The sequence below is a fragment of the Salicibibacter kimchii genome, from assembly GCF_003336365.1.
Classification (GTDB): Bacteria; Bacillota; Bacilli; order Bacillales; family Marinococcaceae; genus Salicibibacter; species Salicibibacter kimchii.
This window is the reverse complement of sequence record NZ_CP031092.1, coordinates 2,433,056-2,452,780: the sequence shown is the minus strand read 5'-3', so window position 1 is coordinate 2,452,780 and position 19,725 is coordinate 2,433,056. Positions and strand designations below refer to the sequence as shown.

Below are 19,725 nucleotides of genomic sequence, written 5' to 3'. Positions count from 1 at the left end.
TCCTTTCTATTTATATATATTCTGATTATAAAATCATAATAACTATTACACAAGCAAAAAAGACCGGGGACCTATAAGATTCCCGGTTGATTTTTCTTATTCCTAAAGCAATATTAATTTATTCTATTGTTGCATTTGGATAACTCCCCAATCCGTTTGTTATCGGTGGGAAGCACCTAAAACCTACCTATATATACTAAAATTTTCTTTTTTTTTGGGTTAATTAAAGCCATAATAACGAAGGTCATTGGAGGAACTACATAAGCCATAACAAAACTTACAGACAGCAACGGAAAAATAACATTAATAAATAGGGTTGCAGTTGTAAGTAATTCATCATATATTTCCCGAAGCAAAAGATCATCTACCCGCAACACTTTTTGTATTTCTTTCCGCTTCCACAAGGGCACGGTTCGTTACGTCCGACTTTCTCCACTTTTTTAGCCGGGTTTGTCTTCATGCTTAGCTGTGGCATTGCAGTTTTCCGTTCTTTCGGTATTTTACGATCCGGCTGTTCAAAGACAGCCCACCCGCTCAACTCCTCTAACGCATCGTTAATGTATGAGGATTGGTTTAGTTGCTGTTGTTTTCTTAAATATATCTCTTTCGGTTCTTGCAATGTTTGATCTACATCATGTATATTAATCGCACCGGATTCGACAACACCTTTTTTATATAAATCATTAATTTCCTCATATATTTCAACCGGATACAAATCAGTGCTGGCATTGACAATCCCTGCATTTACATAGAAATTATCAGTCTGAAGCTTCGTCGTCATAAGTGTTTTAAAATAGTCCAGCACTTCTTCCCTGGAAAGTTCTCCGTTAAACACCAATACAACCAGGGATCTCATTGCTGCTCCACGGACAAATTCGTCCACTTCTGCATCTTCGATTAACCCTTTTATTGCTTCGATGTCACCGTCATAAACGGAAGCTAATATCCGATCTGCATCTTCAGTAATCACATCTCCAAATAAATCATGCGGCATTTCACCAGGAAGCCTCAAAATGTCGACCCACAAGGGAAAAAATTCCTTAACCCTGAAATGAGCCAGCAAATAACATGCATAAATATGATCAAAACGTGTGGGATGATTGAGAACAGCGTCAGGATTCTCCTTTACTTCTTCCATAATATCGAAAAGGTAAGGGATGGCTTCTTCCTTTTCCGGCGAGCACTTCCTGTAGTTTCATACGAGGAAAAATTCTATTATCATTATAACGTATCGAGTCCAATTTTTCTTTCATGAATGGAGCCTCTCCTTTCTTGTTACCATGCGAAATCATCTGTTTAAACTTTAGCACATTATTTCAGAAAGTGTCACTTCTCTTTTCAAATTTGAATTATGTTATAATGGCGGTCAACAGCCCCTTTGAAATTTTTGAGGAATAAAGAGGATATTGAGGTAATTATGGAGGAGCAATCAATCTATGAAAACGCTTATACTTGGCGCTGGTGCCATGGGGTCTCTTTTCAGCGGCAGATTAAAACAAATTGGCGTTGATGTTACGCTTTACAATAGAGAAAATGAACATGTAAAAAAGATCAATCAAGATGGTTTGCGAATTTTGGACAACGATGGCAATATAACCATGGCTAAAATCCCTGTCGTCAGTAACCCTAACAAGCTTTCTGATCGATACGATCTTATTATTGTGTTGGTAAAAGCATATGCAACCGATAAGGTATTGAATCAAGTTTTACATACCATTGATGAGGATACGGTTGTTTTGTCTCTACAAAATGGCATAGGGAATCTTGAAAGCTTGAGGCACACTGTTCCATATAACAATGTTGGTGTCGGTGGAGCTGGGTGTGGGGGCGGCATTATTGAGAATGGAACGATAGGACATCGGGCTAATGGAAGAACCTATATTGGTTTTTCGAAGGGTATAAATAGCAGAGTAAGCGAATCAATCGCTCATATGTTCACCAGAAGCGGTTTACCTGCCACAGTCACGACAGACGTTGAGTCAATCATTTGGAGTAAATTGATCATCAATATTGCATTCAATGGTTTAACAGCTATAACAAGGCTATCCAACGGTAATGCTATTGCACCGCCTGAGGGAAGGGAAATTATAAAAGAACTCGTGAACGAAGCTGTCCGTGTAGCTCATGCGGAAGGAATAGAATTAATTTATAAAGACCCGGTATCTGAATGTTTACGATTAGGTATGGAGGACATAGGCGAGAACATATCTTCTATGCTATCTGATATTATCAACGAAAAAAGAACCGAGATTGACTACATAAATGGAGCTATCGTTGACTACGGAATAAGAAACGCTATTCCTACGCCTTATAATAATTTGATCACTAACTTAGTTAAGGTAACCGAACAAAGTTACGGAAAAATCGTTACTGACGTTTAAAAGATACATATTTTCCGAAATGCTCCTATTCGGAGATAATTTAAACATATAGTGATTTTGCGCAACCGGATGAAAATCAAGGTTTTTAAACTTGATTTCACCCGGTTTATTCATTTTGTCCCAGCTGCTTTCTATTTAATAGACACTTCCGCCTTCAGCTTCTTCTGTAATCGAGACATCATCTAATGGAAATAGTCCATTTGGATGATGGTCAAATCCTTCCACGCTGTCTGCTACACCAACGATGTAATCATTGTGGTCGGTGAAAATCGCCGGTGCTTCATCAATAAGAAGTTGTTCAGCTTCTTCGTACAACTCCAGACGCGTCTCTTCATCGGTCTCTTCCCGTGCTTCGATAACCAGATCATCAAACGCTTCGTTTACATAAAAAGTCTGATTCCCGGGGGCACCGAGATTGTCGGAGTGAAAATTTGGGTGTAAAACATAATCTGCATCGCCGGTTGCTGATGACCAACCAAGTACAAACATTTCTGAATTACCTTCCGCAATAGTATCCAGGTACGCGCCCCACTCCATTTGTTCAATCGACAGTTCGACGCCAATATCCGATAATTGATCTTGTGCCAACTCAGCCATTTGTATCCGCATTGGATTTTCATCGTTTGTCAGAAGCGTTGTTGAAAATCCATCTTCATAACCGGCATCAGCCAGCAATTCTTCCGCTTGTTCAGGGTCATAGGGCAACGGTTCTATGTCATCGCTCGCTCCAAAGACCATATCACCTAGAGGACCATCAGCAACAGTGCCATATCCTTCGTACAAGCCTTCGACGATGGTGTCTTTATCAATGGCCATAGATAACGCTCGTCTTACTTGAACATCATCGAACGGTTCAACTTCGTTGTTAAAGCCAATATATTCAAAACCAAGCATTTCCTGAGTAACGATACTCGCGTTTTCCATTTGTTCCACACGCTCGGTATTCGCAGGTTCTACTTGTTGTACAAAATGTGCCTCGCCATTCTCCAACATCGCCAGTCTGGTTCCTTGTTCCGGCACAACAGTATAGGTGACTGAATCAAGATGAGCTGGATCCTCCCAATAATCAGGATTGTTGGTGAGGACAATTTCATTGCCCTGTTCCCAGCTTTCAAATTCAAATGGCCCTGTTCCAACAGGCTCCGTGTCAAGATTCAATTCTCCCTCTGCATCCGCCTCAATCGCTGCCGGACTCATCATACTTCCGGATCCGTGGGCAAGATGCGCCGGTAATGGTGAAAATGGCGTATCGGTTGTTATGTGCACAGTATACTCATCCACCGCTTCCACATCTTCAATGGCTTCAAAAAGCGAAGCGCGAGGGGAAGCCGTATCCGGGTCGAGCAAGCGATCCAAATTTGCTACAACTGCATCCGCATTAAAAGGTTCCCCATCATGAAAGGTTACATCCTCCTGAAGGTTGAACTCCCATGTAAGATCATCCAATTGCTCATATGATTCAGCCAATCCCGGCTGAAGTTCCGTGTTTTCATCGTGATAAACCAACGTTTCATAAATGTTATCGAAAACAATATTGGACGGAACATCGGTAGAGTCATGCGGATCGAGCGTCACTGCATCTGAAGGCATCACTAAAACCATATTTCCGCCCTCAGAAGATTCAGCAGCTTCCTCATCTCCTGTCGAATCTCCGGATCCCGTAGCCTCATTGCCTTCATCAGTCTCGTTTTGGCCATCGTCGGTACATGCTGCGATTCCAAACAGTAAAACGAGGCTGCCAATCGCTGAAACCTTTCTCATTCTCTCCATCCTCCACTACATATAATTATTGCTATAGTTTAATACACTTTATTAAAGGTAATCAAGCGTTAATTTTTACAAAAAAAAAATAATACTAAGATGGCATCCCTTTTTGCGGGTTGAGATGGATCTTTGTAACAAATGTTTTATGTAGAGCAACTATGACCGAAACAACCAGATCTCGCAACCCAGCACATATACCAAGCCTCTAAGATAACATCACCGCCCCGTAAACGAGCGCCCCCACGATCACAAACACTGGGTGTATCTTAAATTTTTCCAATAGTAACAGGCTCGCGCCGACGAGAATGGCTGTATGTACCACACCTGAGTCGTCCCACGACGTGAAGAAAAACTGAAACGCCAGCACGCCGAGCAACACAGCAATAGGCGCACGGATAAAGGACGTCATCTGTTCCACCCTCGGGTGATCTTTGTATTTCAATAAAATTTTCATTAACAAAAGCATCGCGGCAAGGCTGGGTGCGATGGTTGCAAAAATGGCAACCAGCGATCCCGGGACACCCGCGACTTCAAAGCCGATATAACCGGCCATTTTCGTTGCGATTGGCCCGGGGAGGGCGTTTCCGAGGGCGAGCATCTCCCCGAATTCCTGCGTTGTCATCCAGCCGAACCGATTGACGACTTCGTGTTCGATCAGGGGAATCGACGCGGGACCGCCACCGTATCCGACGATGCCCGGGATAAAAAATGCAATAAATAACTCCCAATAAATCATGATCGAACTATCCTTTCTGCTCCTGCGCCCGTTCGGATGATGGTTTCGGGCGACGGCTCAAAGCGATGACCATCAACACGACGATTAATATTGCCGGGTGAATGTTAAGCAACTCGAGCACGGCCAGGCTTACGATCGTAAGAAAAAAAGTACCCCAGAAGCCGACTTTTTGCCGAGATTGTTTCAAAAAATTATATGTCATTACGATGAGCAAGACACCGACCACCGGGGCGATCGCCTGTGTCATCCCCTGTACGGCGGGGATATCCTGAAAAGCAATGAGCGTTCCCACCAAAAGGATCGTCAGGATCACCGTCGGAAAAACGGCCGCGACGATGGCATTGATCATCCCGATTACACCACCGACATGATGGCCGATGTAACCGCTGAGTTTCGTCACGATCGGGCCGGGGAGCGTATTCGCGAGAGCAACGACATCGCTGAATTCCTCGTCATCCATCCATTGATAAGTACCAACAACTTCCTTATGGATGAGCGGGATCGTCGGAGGCCCGCCACCATAACCGAGCAGATTAGCCCGTAACATGGCGACGAAAATATCCCACTGTTTGCGGTAATTCACAGCTTAGAGACCTCCTTACCAAATCGCCAGATGCCCATCTGCTCGTGATTCCGTGCCACCGACAAGTACACCGGTGTCTGGATCACGCCAGATAACCTGTCCGCGCCCGAAGCTGCCCGCTTCAAGCGTAGGCGTGATTTGATGACCTTTTCGCACAAGCTGGCGCGCGATTTCCGCAGGGAAATCGGACTCGACTTCTATCTTTTTACCGCCGAGCCATTTCCAACGTGGCGCATCGAGCGCAGCTTGCGGATTAAACCCGTAATCGATGGCATTAACGAGCACTTGCAAGTGGCCTTGCGGCATCATATAGCCGCCCATAACGCCGAACGGTCCGACAGGCTGATCACCTTTCGTCAAAAAGCCCGGGATGATCGTATGGTACGTCCGTTTATTCGGCGCAAGTGCGTTTGCCACATTTTTTTCCAATTCAAATTCCCAGCCGCGGTTTTGCATGCTGATGCCCGTGCCAGGGATGACAATGCCGGAGCCGAAACCGGCGTAATTGCTCTGAATCATAGAAACCATGTTGCCGTCGCCATCGGCGGTGGCTAAATATACCGTGCCCCCGCGTGGTGGGGTGCCGGCTTGCGGATCAATGGCTTCAGTGCCAATTAAGGCACGACGATCTTCCGCGTATTCCGGCGTGAGCAGCGCTTCCGGGTTTATGTTCATATGTTCCGGATCGGTAATATATTCAAACCCGTCCGCGAAAGCGAGTTTGAGTGCTTCCATATGTTTGTGGTACGTATCGGCACTTTCTTTTGTCGGCAGATCCAAGCCGTTTAAAATATTCATGGCCATGAGGGGCACGATGCCCTGCCCGTTCGGCGGCAGCTCCCAAACATCATAGCCTTTGTAGTTCACAGACAGCGGTTGGACCCAATCAACGGAAAAATGACCGAAATCTTCCTCGCGAATAAACCCATCATGATCACGAGAAAATTGATCAACGCGTTCCGCGAGCTCGCCTTCGTAAAAAGCTTTCCCTTTCGTTTTCGCAATTTTACGCAAGGTCGCCCCATGGTCGGGGAGCTGCCAGATGTCACCCGGTTCGGGGGCTTTTCCATTTTTCGTAAACGTGTCAAACCAAGGCTTAAACTCCGGTTCATCGGAGGGATAAAGATGAACAGCCGCTTTCCAATGTTTGGAGACAACCGGGCTCACCGGAAAACCTTCCTCGGCCAACCGAATCGCCGGTGCAAGTAATTCCTCAAGCGATAATTTTCCGAATCGATCCGATAACGCCACCCAACCGCCGGGTGCACCGGGAACGTTCACCGGAATTAACCCTTGCCGCGGCATTTTCTCATGCCCTCGCGCTTTTACGGCATCGATCGAGATGTTACCGGGCGAGCGCCCGCTTGCATTCAAACCATGCATCTCACCGTCCAGCCAGACAATCGCGAATGAATCGCTGCCAATGCCATTGGATGTCGGCTCCACGACCGTCAACGCCGCGGCCGTTGCAATCGCCGCGTCCACAGCATTCCCACCTTTTTTTAACATATCAAGACCGGCTTCGGAAGCAAGAGGCTGCGATGTGCCAACCATTCCTCGCCGACTGTACATTGGTGTTCGTTTAGAATAATAGGGTTGATACCATGGATCAAACTTCATCATATACTCACCTCATCTTTGAAAATATTATCATAGTTTGTTGTTTAGGGAAACGGCGGCGGATGTCGATATGTTAACCGGTTTTGAAGATACCAGTCGGATATTAATCATACATCCCCTCAGATTAACTTCTCGTGAGCGAAATGAAGAAAGTTCCTTGATAAAAAATAACAGGAAATAAGCATCGCCCACTTTCGTTAGGGATTCCAAATCATTCAAACATTCTCCTGATCTTTATCTCTCTTTTGGACACAGATATAAAAGTTATTTATAACAGATTGTTCCTCGCCATTATTATCAGTGAATGAGGAGCTTTCCACCTCATACATAACCTTTTTTTCGCCTGCCTTATCAAAAAATCGTAAATCCCATCCAGGGCGTTCGACTTTGCTTAAAGGCAAATTCATGGCTATTCGTTCCATTCTATTCGTGTCAATTCCTTTCAAATGCTCTTTATTATGTGAATCGACATAAGCATTGGAGTTCCGATATTGCTGATACAACTTATTGTAGCAATGCAAATAATGGTTTCCATCAAAAATGAGAAGTCGACCTGAGGGTTTTAAAACCCGTAACCATTCCGAGTAGGCTTGATGAGGAAATTCAAGGTTCCATGTGAGGTTCCTCGATACAATGTAATCAAAATAGTTGCCTTCAAAATCAAGATTCTGGGCATCCATTTTCATAAAATCTATTTCTAACCCATCCTTTTTCGCGTTCTTCTCCGCATGTCTAAGCATATTTTCTGTATAATCAATGGCAGATACATTGTGACCCATCTTTGCCAATAAAATGGCCAAAAAACCTGGCCCACACCCAATATCAAGGCATTTTAATTTATCTTTTCGTGGTGCATATTGCTGTAATATCGCATTCCAATCCCCTGTTATATCTGATTGTAATTGCGCTTGATTACTTAGAGAAAATCCTTCTGCACGTAAGTTCCAATACGTTTTAATATTGTTCTCTTCCATGTTATCTCCTATCAATGAGGGTATAATTCCATTCCTTACAGTTATTCACGCCAAACCAAGCTTTTTTCAACTTCTTTTAAATAGCATAACGCAAGCGAACCCATCAACATTCACTAAATGGTATTACAAAGCAGCCTCTTGTAGTCGTACTGCTTGCGGATGGACAAATTTCCATTTTCCATTGGCTTTTTTTTCAGCATGATCGATGATTGCTCCATCATGTAGAACAGCTATACGATCAGCCACATAGTTAGCTGCCAGAAAATCGTGCGTGATAAATAAATAGGAAAGCCCATACGTTTTTTTTAGGGTATTAAGCAATTCTAGAATATGATGTTGGTGGATCACATCCAGACTGCTAACGACTTCATCGAGCACGACAAATGAAGGGCGAGACATCAGCGCGCGAGCAATAGCTGCTCGTTGTAGCTGACCTCCGCTTAACTGATTCGGAAAACGGTGTAACAGTTCAAGATCGAGTTGAACATCATTACATAGACCGTTGATTCTTTCCGTACGTTCGCTATTACCGGCTTTCTCCACGAATAAGGGTTCAGCGAGACTTTCACCTATCGTTATACGTGGGTTAAAGGCAGACAACGGGTCTTGAAAAGCCATCTGAATTTTTCCTGCAAAGTGTTTGTGCCTTCCTGCTAACAATTTTTCACCGTTAAACAGAATATCCCCTTTGTTTATGGGTTCCAGGCCCACCATAATACGCCCTAATGTGCTTTTTCCTGTACCACTTTCGCCTAAAAGTGCCAAACATGTCTGTCGTTCAATTTGTAACGATATATCCTGCAATACGCCTTGTTTGCATTTTTTACTATATCGCTTTGCAACGTTATGAACTTCAATCACCATCGCTTGTCCCTCCATTCAACTTCCGATAGAACCTTAGGAGATTTTTTGTATACGAATGGCTTGGATTTGTAAAAAGTTGCTCAACAGTTAAATGTTCAACAACAACCCCTGATTGTAATACCAGGACTTCATCGGCAAACTTACCAATGATATTTAAATCATGGGTGACAAGGATCATGCTCTGCTCTTGATCATCTCTTAAAGTGCTCCATTGATCGAGCACTTCACGTTGGGTCACAGTATCCAATGCTGTGGTTGGTTCATCCGCGATCATTAATGTTGGTTTTAATGCTAGCATCAAGGTTATCATCACTCTCTGTAGCATGCCTCCGCTCAACTCAAACGGATAACGCTGCAACAAATATTCAGGATCACGAAATGCCATCGAACGTAACAGGGGGGTTATGACTTTACGACTTTCTTTTTTCGTATAAGAAAAATGTGCTCGGATCGTATCAATCATTTGCTCTCCCACTGTATAAATCGGATCAAAAGCAGGATGAGGATGTTGGGTTAAAAATCCAATCTCTTTGCCACGTATACGAGACATGTCTTTGGATGGTAATGACAAAAGTGACTTCCCCTGAAACTGAACGTCCCCTTTCACATGAAACATGGGATTTACTAAACGTAAGAGGGCTAGAGATAGCATCGTTTTTCCTGCTCCACTCATCCCAATCAGCCCTAATGTTTTTCCTTTCGAAAGGGTGAAACTTATATTTTGCAGAATGGGTTTTTGCTCCGGTGTATAGATGCTTAAACGATTGACCTCCAGCATGTCATCACCCCTGCTTTTTAATGTGAAATCTATCTCGCAAATAATCGGACCATACGTTAATGGCAAGGACAGTGACAAAGATGAATAATCCCGGAAAGACCATAAGCCAAGGACTGCTATAAAAATACTCGCTACTCTCATTTAACATGGCTCCCCATTCAGGCAGAGGCGCTTGTATACCTAGACCAAGAAACGAGAAACTTGCGATATGCAATAGTACGCTCCCTACGTCAAGCGTTGCCAAAACTAACAATTGCGGTAGAACAAAAGGCATGAGATGACGTAAAATGATACGATACGTTGAAACACCTTGAAGCTTGGCAACTTGGACATAACGTTCTTCTTTTAAGCGCACCACCATATTTCGAACCAGTCGAGCTCCCGTCATCCAAAATACGAGGACCAAAGCAATCAAAACATTGACCATTCCAGGTCCTAATACCCCTACTAAAACAAGTGCGATCATCAAGCTGGGAAATGCCAACATCCATTCACTGAAACGCATGAAAATATGATCGATCCGGCCACCATGATAACCGGCTAATGTTCCAATGATTAACGCGATCGTAGTGGAAATAAGAGTAACGATCAACGCACCAAGAAAACTATAACGCGCACCGTATAATAAGCGAGAAAACACGTCACGCCCAAGGTGATCCGTCCCAAACCAGTTCACCGAAGAAGGAGCAAGCAAGCGTCGTGACGTTTCGGATACAAATGGGTCATGGGGTGTCACTAAAAAGCCAAGCAGAGAGATGAAAAGCGCCAATAGCAGTATCAAAACACTAAAGAAGAGTGCTTTATTGTTCCATACGTTCTTAATCATGGCGATATCTTCCCTGTCGACGAAGTCTTGGATCTACCCATGCCTGCAATACATCGACCAGCATATTCACGATTATAAAAATAAAGCCCATAAAAACAATGTAAAACTGGATAACAGGGTAATCGCGGTTGATAATTGCTGTCACCATGTACCTCCCCATTCCGGGCCAAGAAAACACACTTTCTACGATAACGGTGCCCGCTAACAAATACCCAAAAGCCAACCCTGAAACGGTGAAAAGCGGCAAAAGTGCGTGCCTGAGAATATGTTTTCGGAATAAAAACATTTCCCGAAGCCCACGGGCTCGAGCATAGGTGACATATGAACGTTCTCTCACTTCTAATAAACTTGTACGAAATAAACGACTATATAGGGAGATATAAGGGATAGCGAGGGTCAACACCGGCAATATGATATGATGCCAATCTCCTCTTCCCCCTGATGGCAGCCAACCAAACTGGTAAGAGACAAAATAAACAAGTAAAAAACCTAACCAAAACGTCGGAAGCGCGGATCCACCTACGGAAAACAAGCGACTGAACCAGTCAAACCAGCGTCCTTGGTAGACAACAGCCAGCGTTCCAAGAAATACACTCATCCCCATCGTGACGATGAAAGCACCAATCGTTAATTCGAACGTTGGCGGGAAATAATAGAATACTTCTTCCACGACACTGTCTCCTGTATAAAAAGAAGTGCCGAAATCCAATTGCCATGCAGAAGTAAACCAATCCCAATACTGTTCATAAAGCGGGCGGTCTAATCCCAGGTCTTTTGTTACCGTATCGACTGCCTCTTCCGTCGGCGGAATTTGCGAGTTTAGTAAATAGGCTTCTGCAGGACTCCCCGGTAGAATATGCATGAGCCAGAACACACCTATCGACAGGAACAACAAAGAAGGGAAAAGCCAGAGCAATCGCCGGATCATTAAGCCAATCATCTTACTTTCGCCTCACATCATCGAGATTAAATTCATAGATAATCGGAGAGTAACGCACTCCTTCAAGATCATTATGATACAAAGCAAGATTAGAAGTCATCGATACGGGTACATAAATCGCTTCTTCATGTAAGGTAGTTATAATGTCATGATATAATTCTTCTCTTTTTTGCTCATCGGTTTCAACCAAGACTTCACCAATTTGCTCATCTAATGCCTTTTTTCGATCCAATCCCTGCTGTGCTTGGTAATCAGCATGGGATGGGACACGCATGGAAGAAAGCATCGCATGAGGATCATATTCAGCTCCCCACGTTTCATGATAAATGATATGAAAGTCACCGCTCTTCTCCGCATTAAGATAAGCTTGGTTCTCCATACCTATAATCTCGATATCGATCCCGATGTCACGTAAGTCACTTTGCATAAACTCTGCAAGCATAGTTTGAATTTGATCATTTGCATCATAAACAAAATTGAGCTGTAGCGGTTCTCCGTCTTTTTCTCGAATATGGCCATCATCCGCTCGCTTCCAACCAGCCTCTTCCAGCAATTGCTCTGCTTGAGATGGGTTATAATTATAGTCATCTAAAGTATCAGGTTGGTAAGGCATATCATCCGGAAAAAGGCTTGTCGCCTGTTCCTCAATATTATGAAGCATGTCTTCGATGAACGTTTGCGTATCGAAAGCATGAATGATCGCCCGCCGCACAAGAGCATCCTCTGTAGCACCACGATTCGTATTTAAAGCCAAGGTACGGGTCGATTGCGGTGGCGAAGTACCCGATTGATATTTATCATTTTGTTCCAAATGATCATAGGCATCTAAACTGATCAAACCATTCCCATAGATCATATCAATTTCTTCATTTTCGAAAGCCATTACCCGTGCATCACCATCAGGAATTACACGGACCACAAGCTCCTCCATCTCCGGGTCTTCACCCCAGTAATGTTCGTTTCGCTCAAAGATGGCTTCTTCATCTTGTTGACGTTCACTAAGCGCCCACGGTCCGGTTCCAATAGGTTCTTGGAAATCCTGATCCTCTGAGAAACTTGCATCTCCTGATATACGAAAAGGGCGCACAAGTGCCAATTCCTCAAGTACTGGATAATACGGTTCTTCCATAGTCATTTCAAATATATAGGGATCAATTACTTCTGTATCGATAATTTGATTCGTAAGTTCTAACCATTCATGCTCCTCGGATTCATCCAATACCTTGTCAAAGTTTTTTTTCACGATGTCTGCGTTGAAATCGGAACCATCCGAGAATCTTACATCTTCCTGTAAAAAGAAGGTATATGTTTTTTCGTCATCCGATACCTCCCAAGATTCAGCTAAGTGTGGCTGTACCTCGCCCTCATCATCATGTTGAACAAGCCCTTCATATACAAGATTTTGCGCAAACATCTGATTTTCCCCATATCCGTGTGGATCTAATGGTCCGATATCTTGAGGCCACGAGATAACTAATGTATCATCGCCTTGGTTTCCTTCTCCAGATTGACAGCCTGAAATCATAATTAAAACCACTATGGCTGACTTCATAACATGTTTCATCTATAATTATTCCTCCCTCCTTTTCACGACTCGTTTCATCTATATCTATGATCATCCTGAAAATATCAGAATCCTACTAAATTCGGGAAGTTTTATTTTTAGTGGATACATGTCCCGTGCATTTAAAAAAGCCCCCGGATAAAGATCCTCGGGCTTTTAACTGTTCTTTATATGACGTCGCTCCCCAAAGATGGCATCTCAATGTTTGTTTGTTCTTGGACATTACGGAATCGATGACATACGGTGTTCATCTCTTCTTTCATTGCCCATAAATCCGTAGCCAACCATCTGATTTGCAGGCCCTTTCCTTCTAGCGTTGTGACACTTGCCTTCGTATGATTGCAATCTTGAAGTTTATCATGAATGTATTGAACATCTAACGAAGGAACCCGCGGCGAAACAAACCATAACGTGCCAATGTATAATGATTCTTCAAGCATTCCGGCTTGTTGTAACGGCATTTCGTCCGGGTAAAATTGGATGGGATCATAGGCCAGGCACTCCCCCTCCACCCATATTTGAAAACGGGACTGAAATTCGTTGTAGAGAAAACATTCATCTCTTTTTTCACGACCCGGAGAAATGATCTCTCCCCACAACAATGTAGAGCCCTTTTTCATTCGAATCACTGTATCTCCCTGGTAACGAGCATCTTGATAAGGAATAATCGCTTCCGGGATCCATTCTAAGCACGCTCCTTCTTCCAGTTGCACGGAAATCTTTTGCGTAGAACACCGATGATTATAAGAAGGATATACCTTTGTTGCCGATTGCTCAATCAGACAAACGTCTGCATGTTCCTTTAGATGGATGTCATATTCGTTCCGATCCCCAGCTACCATGCCACCCGACGATTCCATAAGATAAACAGTGGCCTGTTCTTTTTTGTCATCAAGGTAGAGTTCACGGCTTGCCTTTAGAGGGGATTGCTGATAACAGTCTATTAAACGCGTACGGTGGTTTTTTCTTTGAAAGTTTAATAACAGTTTTCCATGGTGGCTCATTTTAGGCGGTTGTATCCTTTGACTCAGAAGAGACCGCGCCCTCCAAGAGTAGATCGTGTTTAATCCAATGAATCACTTTTTCCAAACCGTTTTTCCTTTTTAAATCTGTAAAAACGTAAGGACGTTCACCACGTACGGTCGCTGTGTCGTTTTTCATTTGATCCAAATTGACATCAACATGCGGTGCAAGGTCGGTTTTATTAACCACAAGTAAGTCTGAACGAGTGATCGCTGTCCCACCTTTACGAGGGATATCCTGTCCTTCTGAAACGTCAATCACATAGATATAGGCATCAACCAACTCAGGGCTAAATGTTGCCGCCAGGTTATCGCCACCACTTTCTACAAAGATAATATCTAAGTCATTGAACCGCTGATTTAACTGATCAATCGCTTCAAAATTCATTGAAGCATCTTCACGTATAGCCGTGTGAGGACACCCTCCTGTTTCAACACCTAGAATTCGTTTCTCATCTAATATACCATTTTTGATGAGAAATTCAGCATCCTCTCTCGTATAGATATCATTCGTAATGACCGCTACTTCATAATCCTTATGAAGTTCACTTGTTAAACGATCTACAAGCGTTGTTTTTCCTGAACCCACGGGTCCGCCTAGACCAATTCGTACTGGTTTCATACTTATCTACTCCTTTTGAAAAAAGAATTTAAGAAATAAACAGGCGTGAAAAGAGGTATTCATGTTGCATTGAAGCCATTTCAATAGCTAATGCGTTGTTACTCATGTTATCCATGGTATTATTCATGACCCTATTGGTCGTTTCTTTAATCGATGGAAGCATTTCATACATGGCCTGTACACCGTTATGCTGCCCAAGAGGAACAGCACGAACCGCATTTTGGATCAACCCGTTCACAGATGAATACAAAAATGTTAGTACGGCCTTTTGAATGTCAATATCCAGATGAGCTGTATAAATCCCATACAAAATAGCATGATGACCTTTTAGTTGTTGATCGTCAAACCTGCGTTTATATTCGTCCAATAACGCTGATTCCTCTAATGGAAAGATCGTCTGCAGAAATTGTCTCCCCATCTTTATACTCCCGTCTCGTGATTCTTTAGCTAACTTCATGGCATTGCAAATCTGCTCCAGATAGATCAATCTGTCAAAATCTTGATTTCCGGCAGCCTGATGCGATTCTTTGACGAGAATCGCATCCCCGGACCCGAGATTATGGAACAAATACGTTTGGCAGTAATCAATTAATGCCTGCTTCGTCCGAATCTGATCGTTTTGAATATACGTTTCCATGCCAAAGGATTGTGTATACGAGCCAATGGGAAAAGCAGAGTCATGAATCTGAAGCAAATGGAGAAAATGTTCTTCAGTGTTGATGCCCTCGATATTTAAAAGGCTCCTTGAATCGTCTTTCTGAATGCTCATAATCGACACCAACCTCTTCGAGCAATGTTTCCAGTGTGTGATCATATCGTACAATGATCTCGCTTTCACTGATTAAACAAGGGGTATGGCGATTCCCAAGTTCAAAAGCCGTTTTCCCCATCTGAGTGAAGGTCTTCGGTGTGATCACAATCACGTTTTCAACCTTTGTCCGTATAGCGATCTGCCTCTCTTCATCTTCATATAACAAGTCGCCGTAGTTCAGGGGCTCATCCTGCTCCAAGGATATCGCCACATCCGTACCCTGATCCGTTGTTTTACGTAGAATGCGTTTATTTAATTCTTCCCAATCCAATTCAATCCACTCACGCTGTTTTGACGATGCTTGATCATCATTAATGTTATCTATCACTTTTTGAATAAACATGACCTATTCTCTCCCTTTAGAATAAGAAATAGCGTTGGGTCATAGGAAGCTCGTCCAAAGGTTCACAACTGATCTGTTCGCCGTTCACTTTCACTTCATATGTTTCCGGATTCACATCAATATTCGGCGTCTCACCATTCAACTTCAAGTCGCTCTTTTGAATGTTCCGGCAGTCTTGCACGACACCGATTTGTTTTTCCAATCCCAAACGCTTCGGAACAGCATTGGCAACAGCAATCTTCGGTAGGAATGTCAAACTCGTAAGTGCTTTTGCTTTACCATGATGGGAATACATCCGACGAGACTTCAGCGGCTGCGGAGTTGTAATGGAAGCATTCGTGTCCCCCATCTGAGCATGGGCCGCCATCCCACCTTTGATGACAACTTCCGGCTTCACACCAAAAAATGCAGGGTCCCACAAAATAATATCCGCAAATTTCCCTTCTTCAATGGAACCAATTTCATGGGAGACGCCATGAGTAATACCAGGATTAATGTTGAGTTTCGCAGCATACCGTTTAACCCTGAAATTGTCATGATCTTTTCCTTCATCTTCCGGTAATTTTCCTCGTTGTTTCTTCATTTTATCGGCCGTCTGCCAAGTACGAATCGTCACCTCTCCGAGGCGACCCATAGCGTGCGCATCCGAAGACATGATACTGAGTATGCCAAGGTCATGCATAATATCTTCAGCAGCTATACTTTCTGGACGAATTCTGGAATCGGCAAACGCAACATCTTCCGGTACGTTATGCGATAGATGATGGCACACCATTAGCATATCCATGTGTTCATCAATCGTGTTGGTTGTGAACGGTTTTGTCGGATTGGTCGATGCAGGCATTACATTTGAGTACGCCGCCATTTTCAACATATCCGGTGAGTGTCCACCGCCGGCACCTTCTGTGTGGAACGTATGAATCACCCGGTCGTTAATGGCATTGAGTGTATCCTCCACAAATCCAGCTTCATTCAATGTATCAGCGTGTAAAGCGATTTGTACGTCATATTTATCTGCAGCGACAAGGCTTTGATGCAATGCAGACGGTGTTGCCCCCCAGTCTTCATGGATTTTAAGACCAATAGCTCCGGCTCTGATTTGTTCCATCAATGGTTCTTGCGTAGAAGCACTCCCCTTACCTAACAATCCAATATTGACAGGGAAATCTTCAGCAGCTTCCAACATTTTAAATATGTTCCATTCACCGGGCGTGACGCTTGTGGCTGTTGACCCGGCTGCTGGTCCTGTGCCCCCACCAATCAGTGTTGTTGTCCCTGAACTCAGGGCAACGTCCATTTGGTCTGGATTTACAAAATGTGTATGGGTGTCGATGGCTCCGGCTGTTGCAATTAACCCCTGGCCTGCGTAGACTTCCGTTCCAACACCAATCGTCATGTTTGGGTCTACACGATCCATCGTATCAGGGTTTCCGGCCTTCCCTATGCCGGCAATTCGTCCATCTTTGATCCCAACATCGGCTTTTACAATACCGCTATAATCAATGATAATAACATTAGTGATAACAGCATCGAGAACACCTTCAAGTCGGGTTTGCGTACCATTTTGACCCATGCCAACACGTATCGATTTCCCCCCGCCGAATACACCTTCGTCCCCGTAATTGGTGTAATCTTTTTCAACTTCTATCCATAAATCAGTGTCGGCAAGACGGACCTTATCCCCTGTAGTGGGTCCGTACATCGTTGCGTAACGGTCTCTTGAAATTCTCACTCGGTATCCACTCCTTTGAAGCCATATTGATCCGCTTTTTTAAGGATTTTCTCTTTGTTATCCACCGAACCATGGGTTAAGTCATTAAGTCCAAACACATTTTGAAGACCGCTAATGTCGGTTAACTCAACCTCTTTTTCCTCTCCGGGCTCAAATCGCACAGCTGTCCCAGACGGGATGTTTAGTTGCATACCAACCGTTTCCTCACGGGGGAATGACAAGTATCGATTCGCCTCAATAATATGGTAATGCGAACCAACTTGAATGGGTCGGTCTCCGGTGTTTGCCACACGGATGGTCTTTGTTTGTCTTCCAGCATTGATGTCAACATCGCCACTGGTAATCTCATATTCACCAGGTATCATTCTGTGTACCTCCTTAAATGGATGATTGACCTTACTATTGGATAGGTGCTTGAACCGTAACAAGCTTTGTTCCATCAGGGAATGTCGCTTCTACTTGGACACTATCAATCATTTCAGGCACACCTTCCATCACATCCTCAGATGTAAGCACTTGTTTACCTTCACTCATCAATTGAGCCACCGTTTTCCCTTCCCTTGCTCCTTCTAAAACAAAGTGGCTAATAATCGCCATGGCTTCCGGATAGTTTAATTTCAAGCCTTTTTCCTTACGCTTCAGGGCAAGTTCCCCAGCAAAATAAAGCATCAATTTTTCTTGTTCAACTGGATTTAGCTTCATTTGCTTCACCTCATTTTCTTCATCAAATATACAGCTGATGTCTCAAAATAGACGTCGAGCACGATGTCGGGCAACTCAAAAAATTGGGACGAGTGTTCGTTCTAACACATAGAGGGGCTTCGGTATGATCAAGTCATACTTCTTACGATTAGTTTACACAAAAAGAAACAGAGTAAACATAGTTTCTATTTCAAGAATTTTGGATCAACTTTAAAAGGTGAAACCGATTATAGTATGAGTGATAGGAACGTGACGTCTGCAGGGGGCAGCGAAGTATAGGAGCTCCTATAAACAGGGGGAGACTTTTACTATCTAATATTAGCATAGCCATGATAGGGAATCAACGGGGGCAGGTTTAGAAATAATCCAGAAAGCAGTAAAACTTACTTTCTGGGCAATCCTGTTTTTTATACCGGGCGAACGGTCACTTCATTGACGTTTACATAATCAGGCTGAGTGACAGCGTAGACTACAGCCTTTGCAATATCCGCTGCCTCTAGCATCTTACGATCATTCCAGGTACCGTTCCCTTGCAAGTCGGTATCCACCATTCCGGGCGAAATATTCGTGATTCTTACACCTGTTCTGGCAAGTTCCTTTTCCAATCCCATGGAAATGGCTCGAACCGCATACTTCGTAGCACTATAGACGGTACTTGTTTTTGTAACCTCAAGACCGGAAACGGAAGCAACATTGATAAGATGACCCGTTGATCGGCTCAGCATGGACGGCAATACAGCATCAATGCCATAAAGGACACCCTTTATATTCACATCAACCATTTTCTCCCATTCCTCCACCTGACCGGATCTGACAGTTCCTGTTAACATTTGCCCAGCATTATTGACAAAAATATCGACATTGCCTAATTCGCCTTGCACCTTTTCCGCGAGCTGATTAACATCATTTTTATTGGACATATCCGCTTGGAAAGCCATTACTTTCCCCTTGCTATTCCTAATTTCGGTAATTTCATTTTTCACTTCGTTTAATTTATCCAACCGACGGGCGGCTAGGGCAACATTTGCTCCTTCCACGGCTAATTCCTTAGCAATGGCAGCCCCAATTCCAGTACTGGCACCAGTAACGATCGCTGTTTTTCCTTGTAGCCTGTTCATGACAGTCTCCTCCTTCTAACTCTTTCCATCAATGGACGTTCTATTGGGTGTGTAGGGCATGCCTCCTGATCCCCAGCCCCTTGGTGGAGGGCGGAGTAACATTTATACCCACCAAGTCGTTGTTCAAATAGGTATTATTACTACTCCGACTACTTTATCATAAAAATGAATTCGGTAATAAATCATCCAAAAAAACGAGCACCATGAGTTATTCTTCAACTCTAGCGCTCCAATGTTCCATTACTTATTCAGAATGTCCCACCCTGGTTTAGGTGCAAGTATTTTGAAGGAAGATAGCAGATGAGACATGGACATTACCGTGCCAGAACCTCTTTAGCTACCATG

General features: G+C 43.6%; 20 protein-coding genes and 1 pseudogene. 1 reads left to right on the top strand and 20 read right to left on the bottom strand.

Annotation, left to right across the window (positions count from 1 at the left end; genetic code table 11):
* Positions 1–364 precede the first annotated feature (364 nt).
* Positions 365–460 (bottom strand): SEC-C metal-binding domain-containing protein, encoded by a 96-nt coding sequence (locus DT065_RS19605; protein ID WP_257791156.1) that lies wholly within the window; start codon positions 458–460, stop codon positions 365–367.
* Between the two features lie 69 nt (positions 461–529).
* Positions 530–1,162, bottom strand: a pseudogene (locus DT065_RS19365) (DUF1186 domain-containing protein); the annotation flags it as partial.
* Between the two features lie 274 nt (positions 1,163–1,436).
* On the opposite strand from DT065_RS19365, the gene DT065_RS12470 reads away from it, so the two are divergent.
* Positions 1,437–2,381 (top strand): ketopantoate reductase family protein, encoded by a 945-nt coding sequence (locus DT065_RS12470; protein ID WP_114373916.1) that lies wholly within the window; start codon positions 1,437–1,439, stop codon positions 2,379–2,381.
* 135 nt (positions 2,382–2,516) lie between these two features.
* Here the strand turns inward: DT065_RS12470 and DT065_RS12465 are convergent, their stop codons facing one another.
* The 18 genes from DT065_RS12465 to DT065_RS12380 all read right to left on the bottom strand — a co-directional run bounded on the left by DT065_RS12465 (position 2,517) and on the right by DT065_RS12380 (position 19,380).
* Complete coding sequence (locus DT065_RS12465; protein WP_227002589.1) at positions 2,517–4,142, bottom strand: glutathione ABC transporter substrate-binding protein; 1,626 nt, start codon at positions 4,140–4,142, stop codon at positions 2,517–2,519.
* Positions 4,143–4,350: 208 nt separating this feature from the next.
* Complete coding sequence (locus tag DT065_RS12460) at positions 4,351–4,881, bottom strand: chromate transporter (RefSeq protein ID WP_114373910.1); 531 nt, start codon at positions 4,879–4,881, stop codon at positions 4,351–4,353.
* 7 nt (positions 4,882–4,888) lie between these two features.
* A complete protein-coding gene (locus DT065_RS12455; RefSeq protein ID WP_114373907.1) occupies positions 4,889–5,464 on the bottom strand; it encodes a chromate transporter in 576 nt (191 codons plus the stop codon).
* A 15-nt stretch (positions 5,465–5,479) separates the two neighbouring features.
* Positions 5,480–7,087, bottom strand: a complete 1,608-nt coding sequence (locus DT065_RS12450) for a gamma-glutamyltransferase family protein (RefSeq protein WP_227002587.1) — start codon at positions 7,085–7,087, stop codon at positions 5,480–5,482.
* Between the two features lie 212 nt (positions 7,088–7,299).
* Positions 7,300–8,058, bottom strand: coding sequence for a class I SAM-dependent methyltransferase (locus DT065_RS12445; RefSeq protein ID WP_114373904.1), 759 nt, complete (start codon positions 8,056–8,058; stop codon positions 7,300–7,302).
* 123 nt (positions 8,059–8,181) lie between these two features.
* Positions 8,182–8,922 (bottom strand): ABC transporter ATP-binding protein, encoded by a 741-nt coding sequence (locus tag DT065_RS12440; RefSeq protein WP_160112538.1) that lies wholly within the window; start codon positions 8,920–8,922, stop codon positions 8,182–8,184.
* The gene (locus tag DT065_RS12435; RefSeq protein ID WP_160112537.1) at positions 8,912–9,700 is read right to left on the bottom strand and encodes an ATP-binding cassette domain-containing protein; all 789 of its coding nucleotides are present in this window, start codon (positions 9,698–9,700) and stop codon (positions 8,912–8,914) included. Before DT065_RS12435 ends, DT065_RS12440 begins: the two co-directional genes overlap by 11 nt.
* Before the next feature lie 4 nt (positions 9,701–9,704).
* Positions 9,705–10,526, bottom strand: coding sequence for a nickel transporter permease (gene nikC, locus DT065_RS12430; protein WP_114373894.1), 822 nt, complete (start codon positions 10,524–10,526; stop codon positions 9,705–9,707).
* Positions 10,519–11,466 carry a nickel ABC transporter permease gene (gene nikB, locus DT065_RS12425; protein ID WP_114373891.1) on the bottom strand — a complete coding sequence of 316 codons (948 nt, stop codon included), beginning with the start codon at positions 11,464–11,466 and terminating at the stop codon, positions 10,519–10,521. Before nikB ends, nikC begins: the two co-directional genes overlap by 8 nt.
* A 1-nt stretch (position 11,467) precedes the next feature.
* Entirely contained in the window at positions 11,468–13,030 is a 1,563-nt protein-coding gene (nikA, locus tag DT065_RS12420; RefSeq protein ID WP_114373888.1) for a nickel ABC transporter substrate-binding protein, read from the bottom strand.
* Between the two features lie 167 nt (positions 13,031–13,197).
* Positions 13,198–14,034, bottom strand: coding sequence for an urease accessory protein UreD (locus tag DT065_RS12415; protein ID WP_114373886.1), 837 nt, complete (start codon positions 14,032–14,034; stop codon positions 13,198–13,200).
* Between the two features lies 1 nt (position 14,035).
* A complete protein-coding gene (gene ureG / locus DT065_RS12410; RefSeq protein WP_114373883.1) occupies positions 14,036–14,674 on the bottom strand; it encodes an urease accessory protein UreG in 639 nt (212 codons plus the stop codon).
* Between the two features lie 28 nt (positions 14,675–14,702).
* The gene (locus DT065_RS12405) at positions 14,703–15,443 is read right to left on the bottom strand and encodes an urease accessory protein UreF (protein WP_227002585.1); all 741 of its coding nucleotides are present in this window, start codon (positions 15,441–15,443) and stop codon (positions 14,703–14,705) included.
* Positions 15,385–15,828 carry an urease accessory protein UreE gene (locus DT065_RS12400; RefSeq protein ID WP_114373880.1) on the bottom strand — a complete coding sequence of 148 codons (444 nt, stop codon included), beginning with the start codon at positions 15,826–15,828 and terminating at the stop codon, positions 15,385–15,387. Before DT065_RS12400 ends, DT065_RS12405 begins: the two co-directional genes overlap by 59 nt.
* Positions 15,829–15,844: 16 nt before the next feature.
* Positions 15,845–17,530: an urease subunit alpha gene (ureC, locus tag DT065_RS12395; protein ID WP_237220111.1), complete on the bottom strand. Its 1,686-nt coding sequence runs from the start codon at positions 17,528–17,530 to the stop codon at positions 15,845–15,847.
* 26 nt (positions 17,531–17,556) lie between these two features.
* A complete protein-coding gene (locus tag DT065_RS19890) occupies positions 17,557–17,925 on the bottom strand; it encodes an urease subunit beta (RefSeq protein WP_114373875.1) in 369 nt (122 codons plus the stop codon).
* 34 nt (positions 17,926–17,959) lie between these two features.
* The gene (gene ureA, locus DT065_RS12385) at positions 17,960–18,262 is read right to left on the bottom strand and encodes an urease subunit gamma (protein WP_114373873.1); all 303 of its coding nucleotides are present in this window, start codon (positions 18,260–18,262) and stop codon (positions 17,960–17,962) included.
* Positions 18,263–18,669: 407 nt separating this feature from the next.
* Entirely contained in the window at positions 18,670–19,380 is a 711-nt protein-coding gene (locus DT065_RS12380; RefSeq protein WP_114373870.1) for an SDR family oxidoreductase, read from the bottom strand.
* Between the last annotated feature and the right edge of the window lie 345 nt (positions 19,381–19,725).

Coding starts and splice junctions, on each gene's coding strand:
- DT065_RS12440 (WP_160112538.1), bottom strand. CDS start 8,922: ATGGTGATTGAAGTTCATAACGTTGCAAAGCGATATAGTAAAAAATGC.
- DT065_RS12400 (WP_114373880.1), bottom strand. CDS start 15,828: ATGTTTATTCAAAAAGTGATAGATAACATTAATGATGATCAAGCATCG.
- DT065_RS12415 (WP_114373886.1), bottom strand. CDS start 14,034: ATGAGCCACCATGGAAAACTGTTATTAAACTTTCAAAGAAAAAACCAC.
- DT065_RS12465 (WP_227002589.1), bottom strand. CDS start 4,142: ATGAGAAAGGTTTCAGCGATTGGCAGCCTCGTTTTACTGTTTGGAATC.
- DT065_RS12380 (WP_114373870.1), bottom strand. CDS start 19,380: ATGAACAGGCTACAAGGAAAAACAGCGATCGTTACTGGTGCCAGTACT.
- nikC (WP_114373894.1), bottom strand. CDS start 10,526: ATGATTAAGAACGTATGGAACAATAAAGCACTCTTCTTTAGTGTTTTG.
- DT065_RS12450 (WP_227002587.1), bottom strand. CDS start 7,087: ATGATGAAGTTTGATCCATGGTATCAACCCTATTATTCTAAACGAACA.
- ureG (WP_114373883.1), bottom strand. CDS start 14,674: ATGAAACCAGTACGAATTGGTCTAGGCGGACCCGTGGGTTCAGGAAAA.
- nikB (WP_114373891.1), bottom strand. CDS start 11,466: ATGATTGGCTTAATGATCCGGCGATTGCTCTGGCTTTTCCCTTCTTTG.
- ureA (WP_114373873.1), bottom strand. CDS start 18,262: ATGAAGCTAAATCCAGTTGAACAAGAAAAATTGATGCTTTATTTTGCT.
- DT065_RS12405 (WP_227002585.1), bottom strand. CDS start 15,443: ATGAGCATTCAGAAAGACGATTCAAGGAGCCTTTTAAATATCGAGGGC.
- DT065_RS12445 (WP_114373904.1), bottom strand. CDS start 8,058: ATGGAAGAGAACAATATTAAAACGTATTGGAACTTACGTGCAGAAGGA.
- DT065_RS12460 (WP_114373910.1), bottom strand. CDS start 4,881: ATGATTTATTGGGAGTTATTTATTGCATTTTTTATCCCGGGCATCGTC.
- DT065_RS19890 (WP_114373875.1), bottom strand. CDS start 17,925: ATGATACCTGGTGAATATGAGATTACCAGTGGCGATGTTGACATCAAT.
- DT065_RS19605 (WP_257791156.1), bottom strand. CDS start 460: ATGAAGACAAACCCGGCTAAAAAAGTGGAGAAAGTCGGACGTAACGAA.
- DT065_RS12470 (WP_114373916.1), top strand. CDS start 1,437: ATGAAAACGCTTATACTTGGCGCTGGTGCCATGGGGTCTCTTTTCAGC.
- ureC (WP_237220111.1), bottom strand. CDS start 17,530: ATGTACGGACCCACTACAGGGGATAAGGTCCGTCTTGCCGACACTGAT.
- nikA (WP_114373888.1), bottom strand. CDS start 13,030: ATGAAACATGTTATGAAGTCAGCCATAGTGGTTTTAATTATGATTTCA.
- DT065_RS12435 (WP_160112537.1), bottom strand. CDS start 9,700: ATGCTGGAGGTCAATCGTTTAAGCATCTATACACCGGAGCAAAAACCC.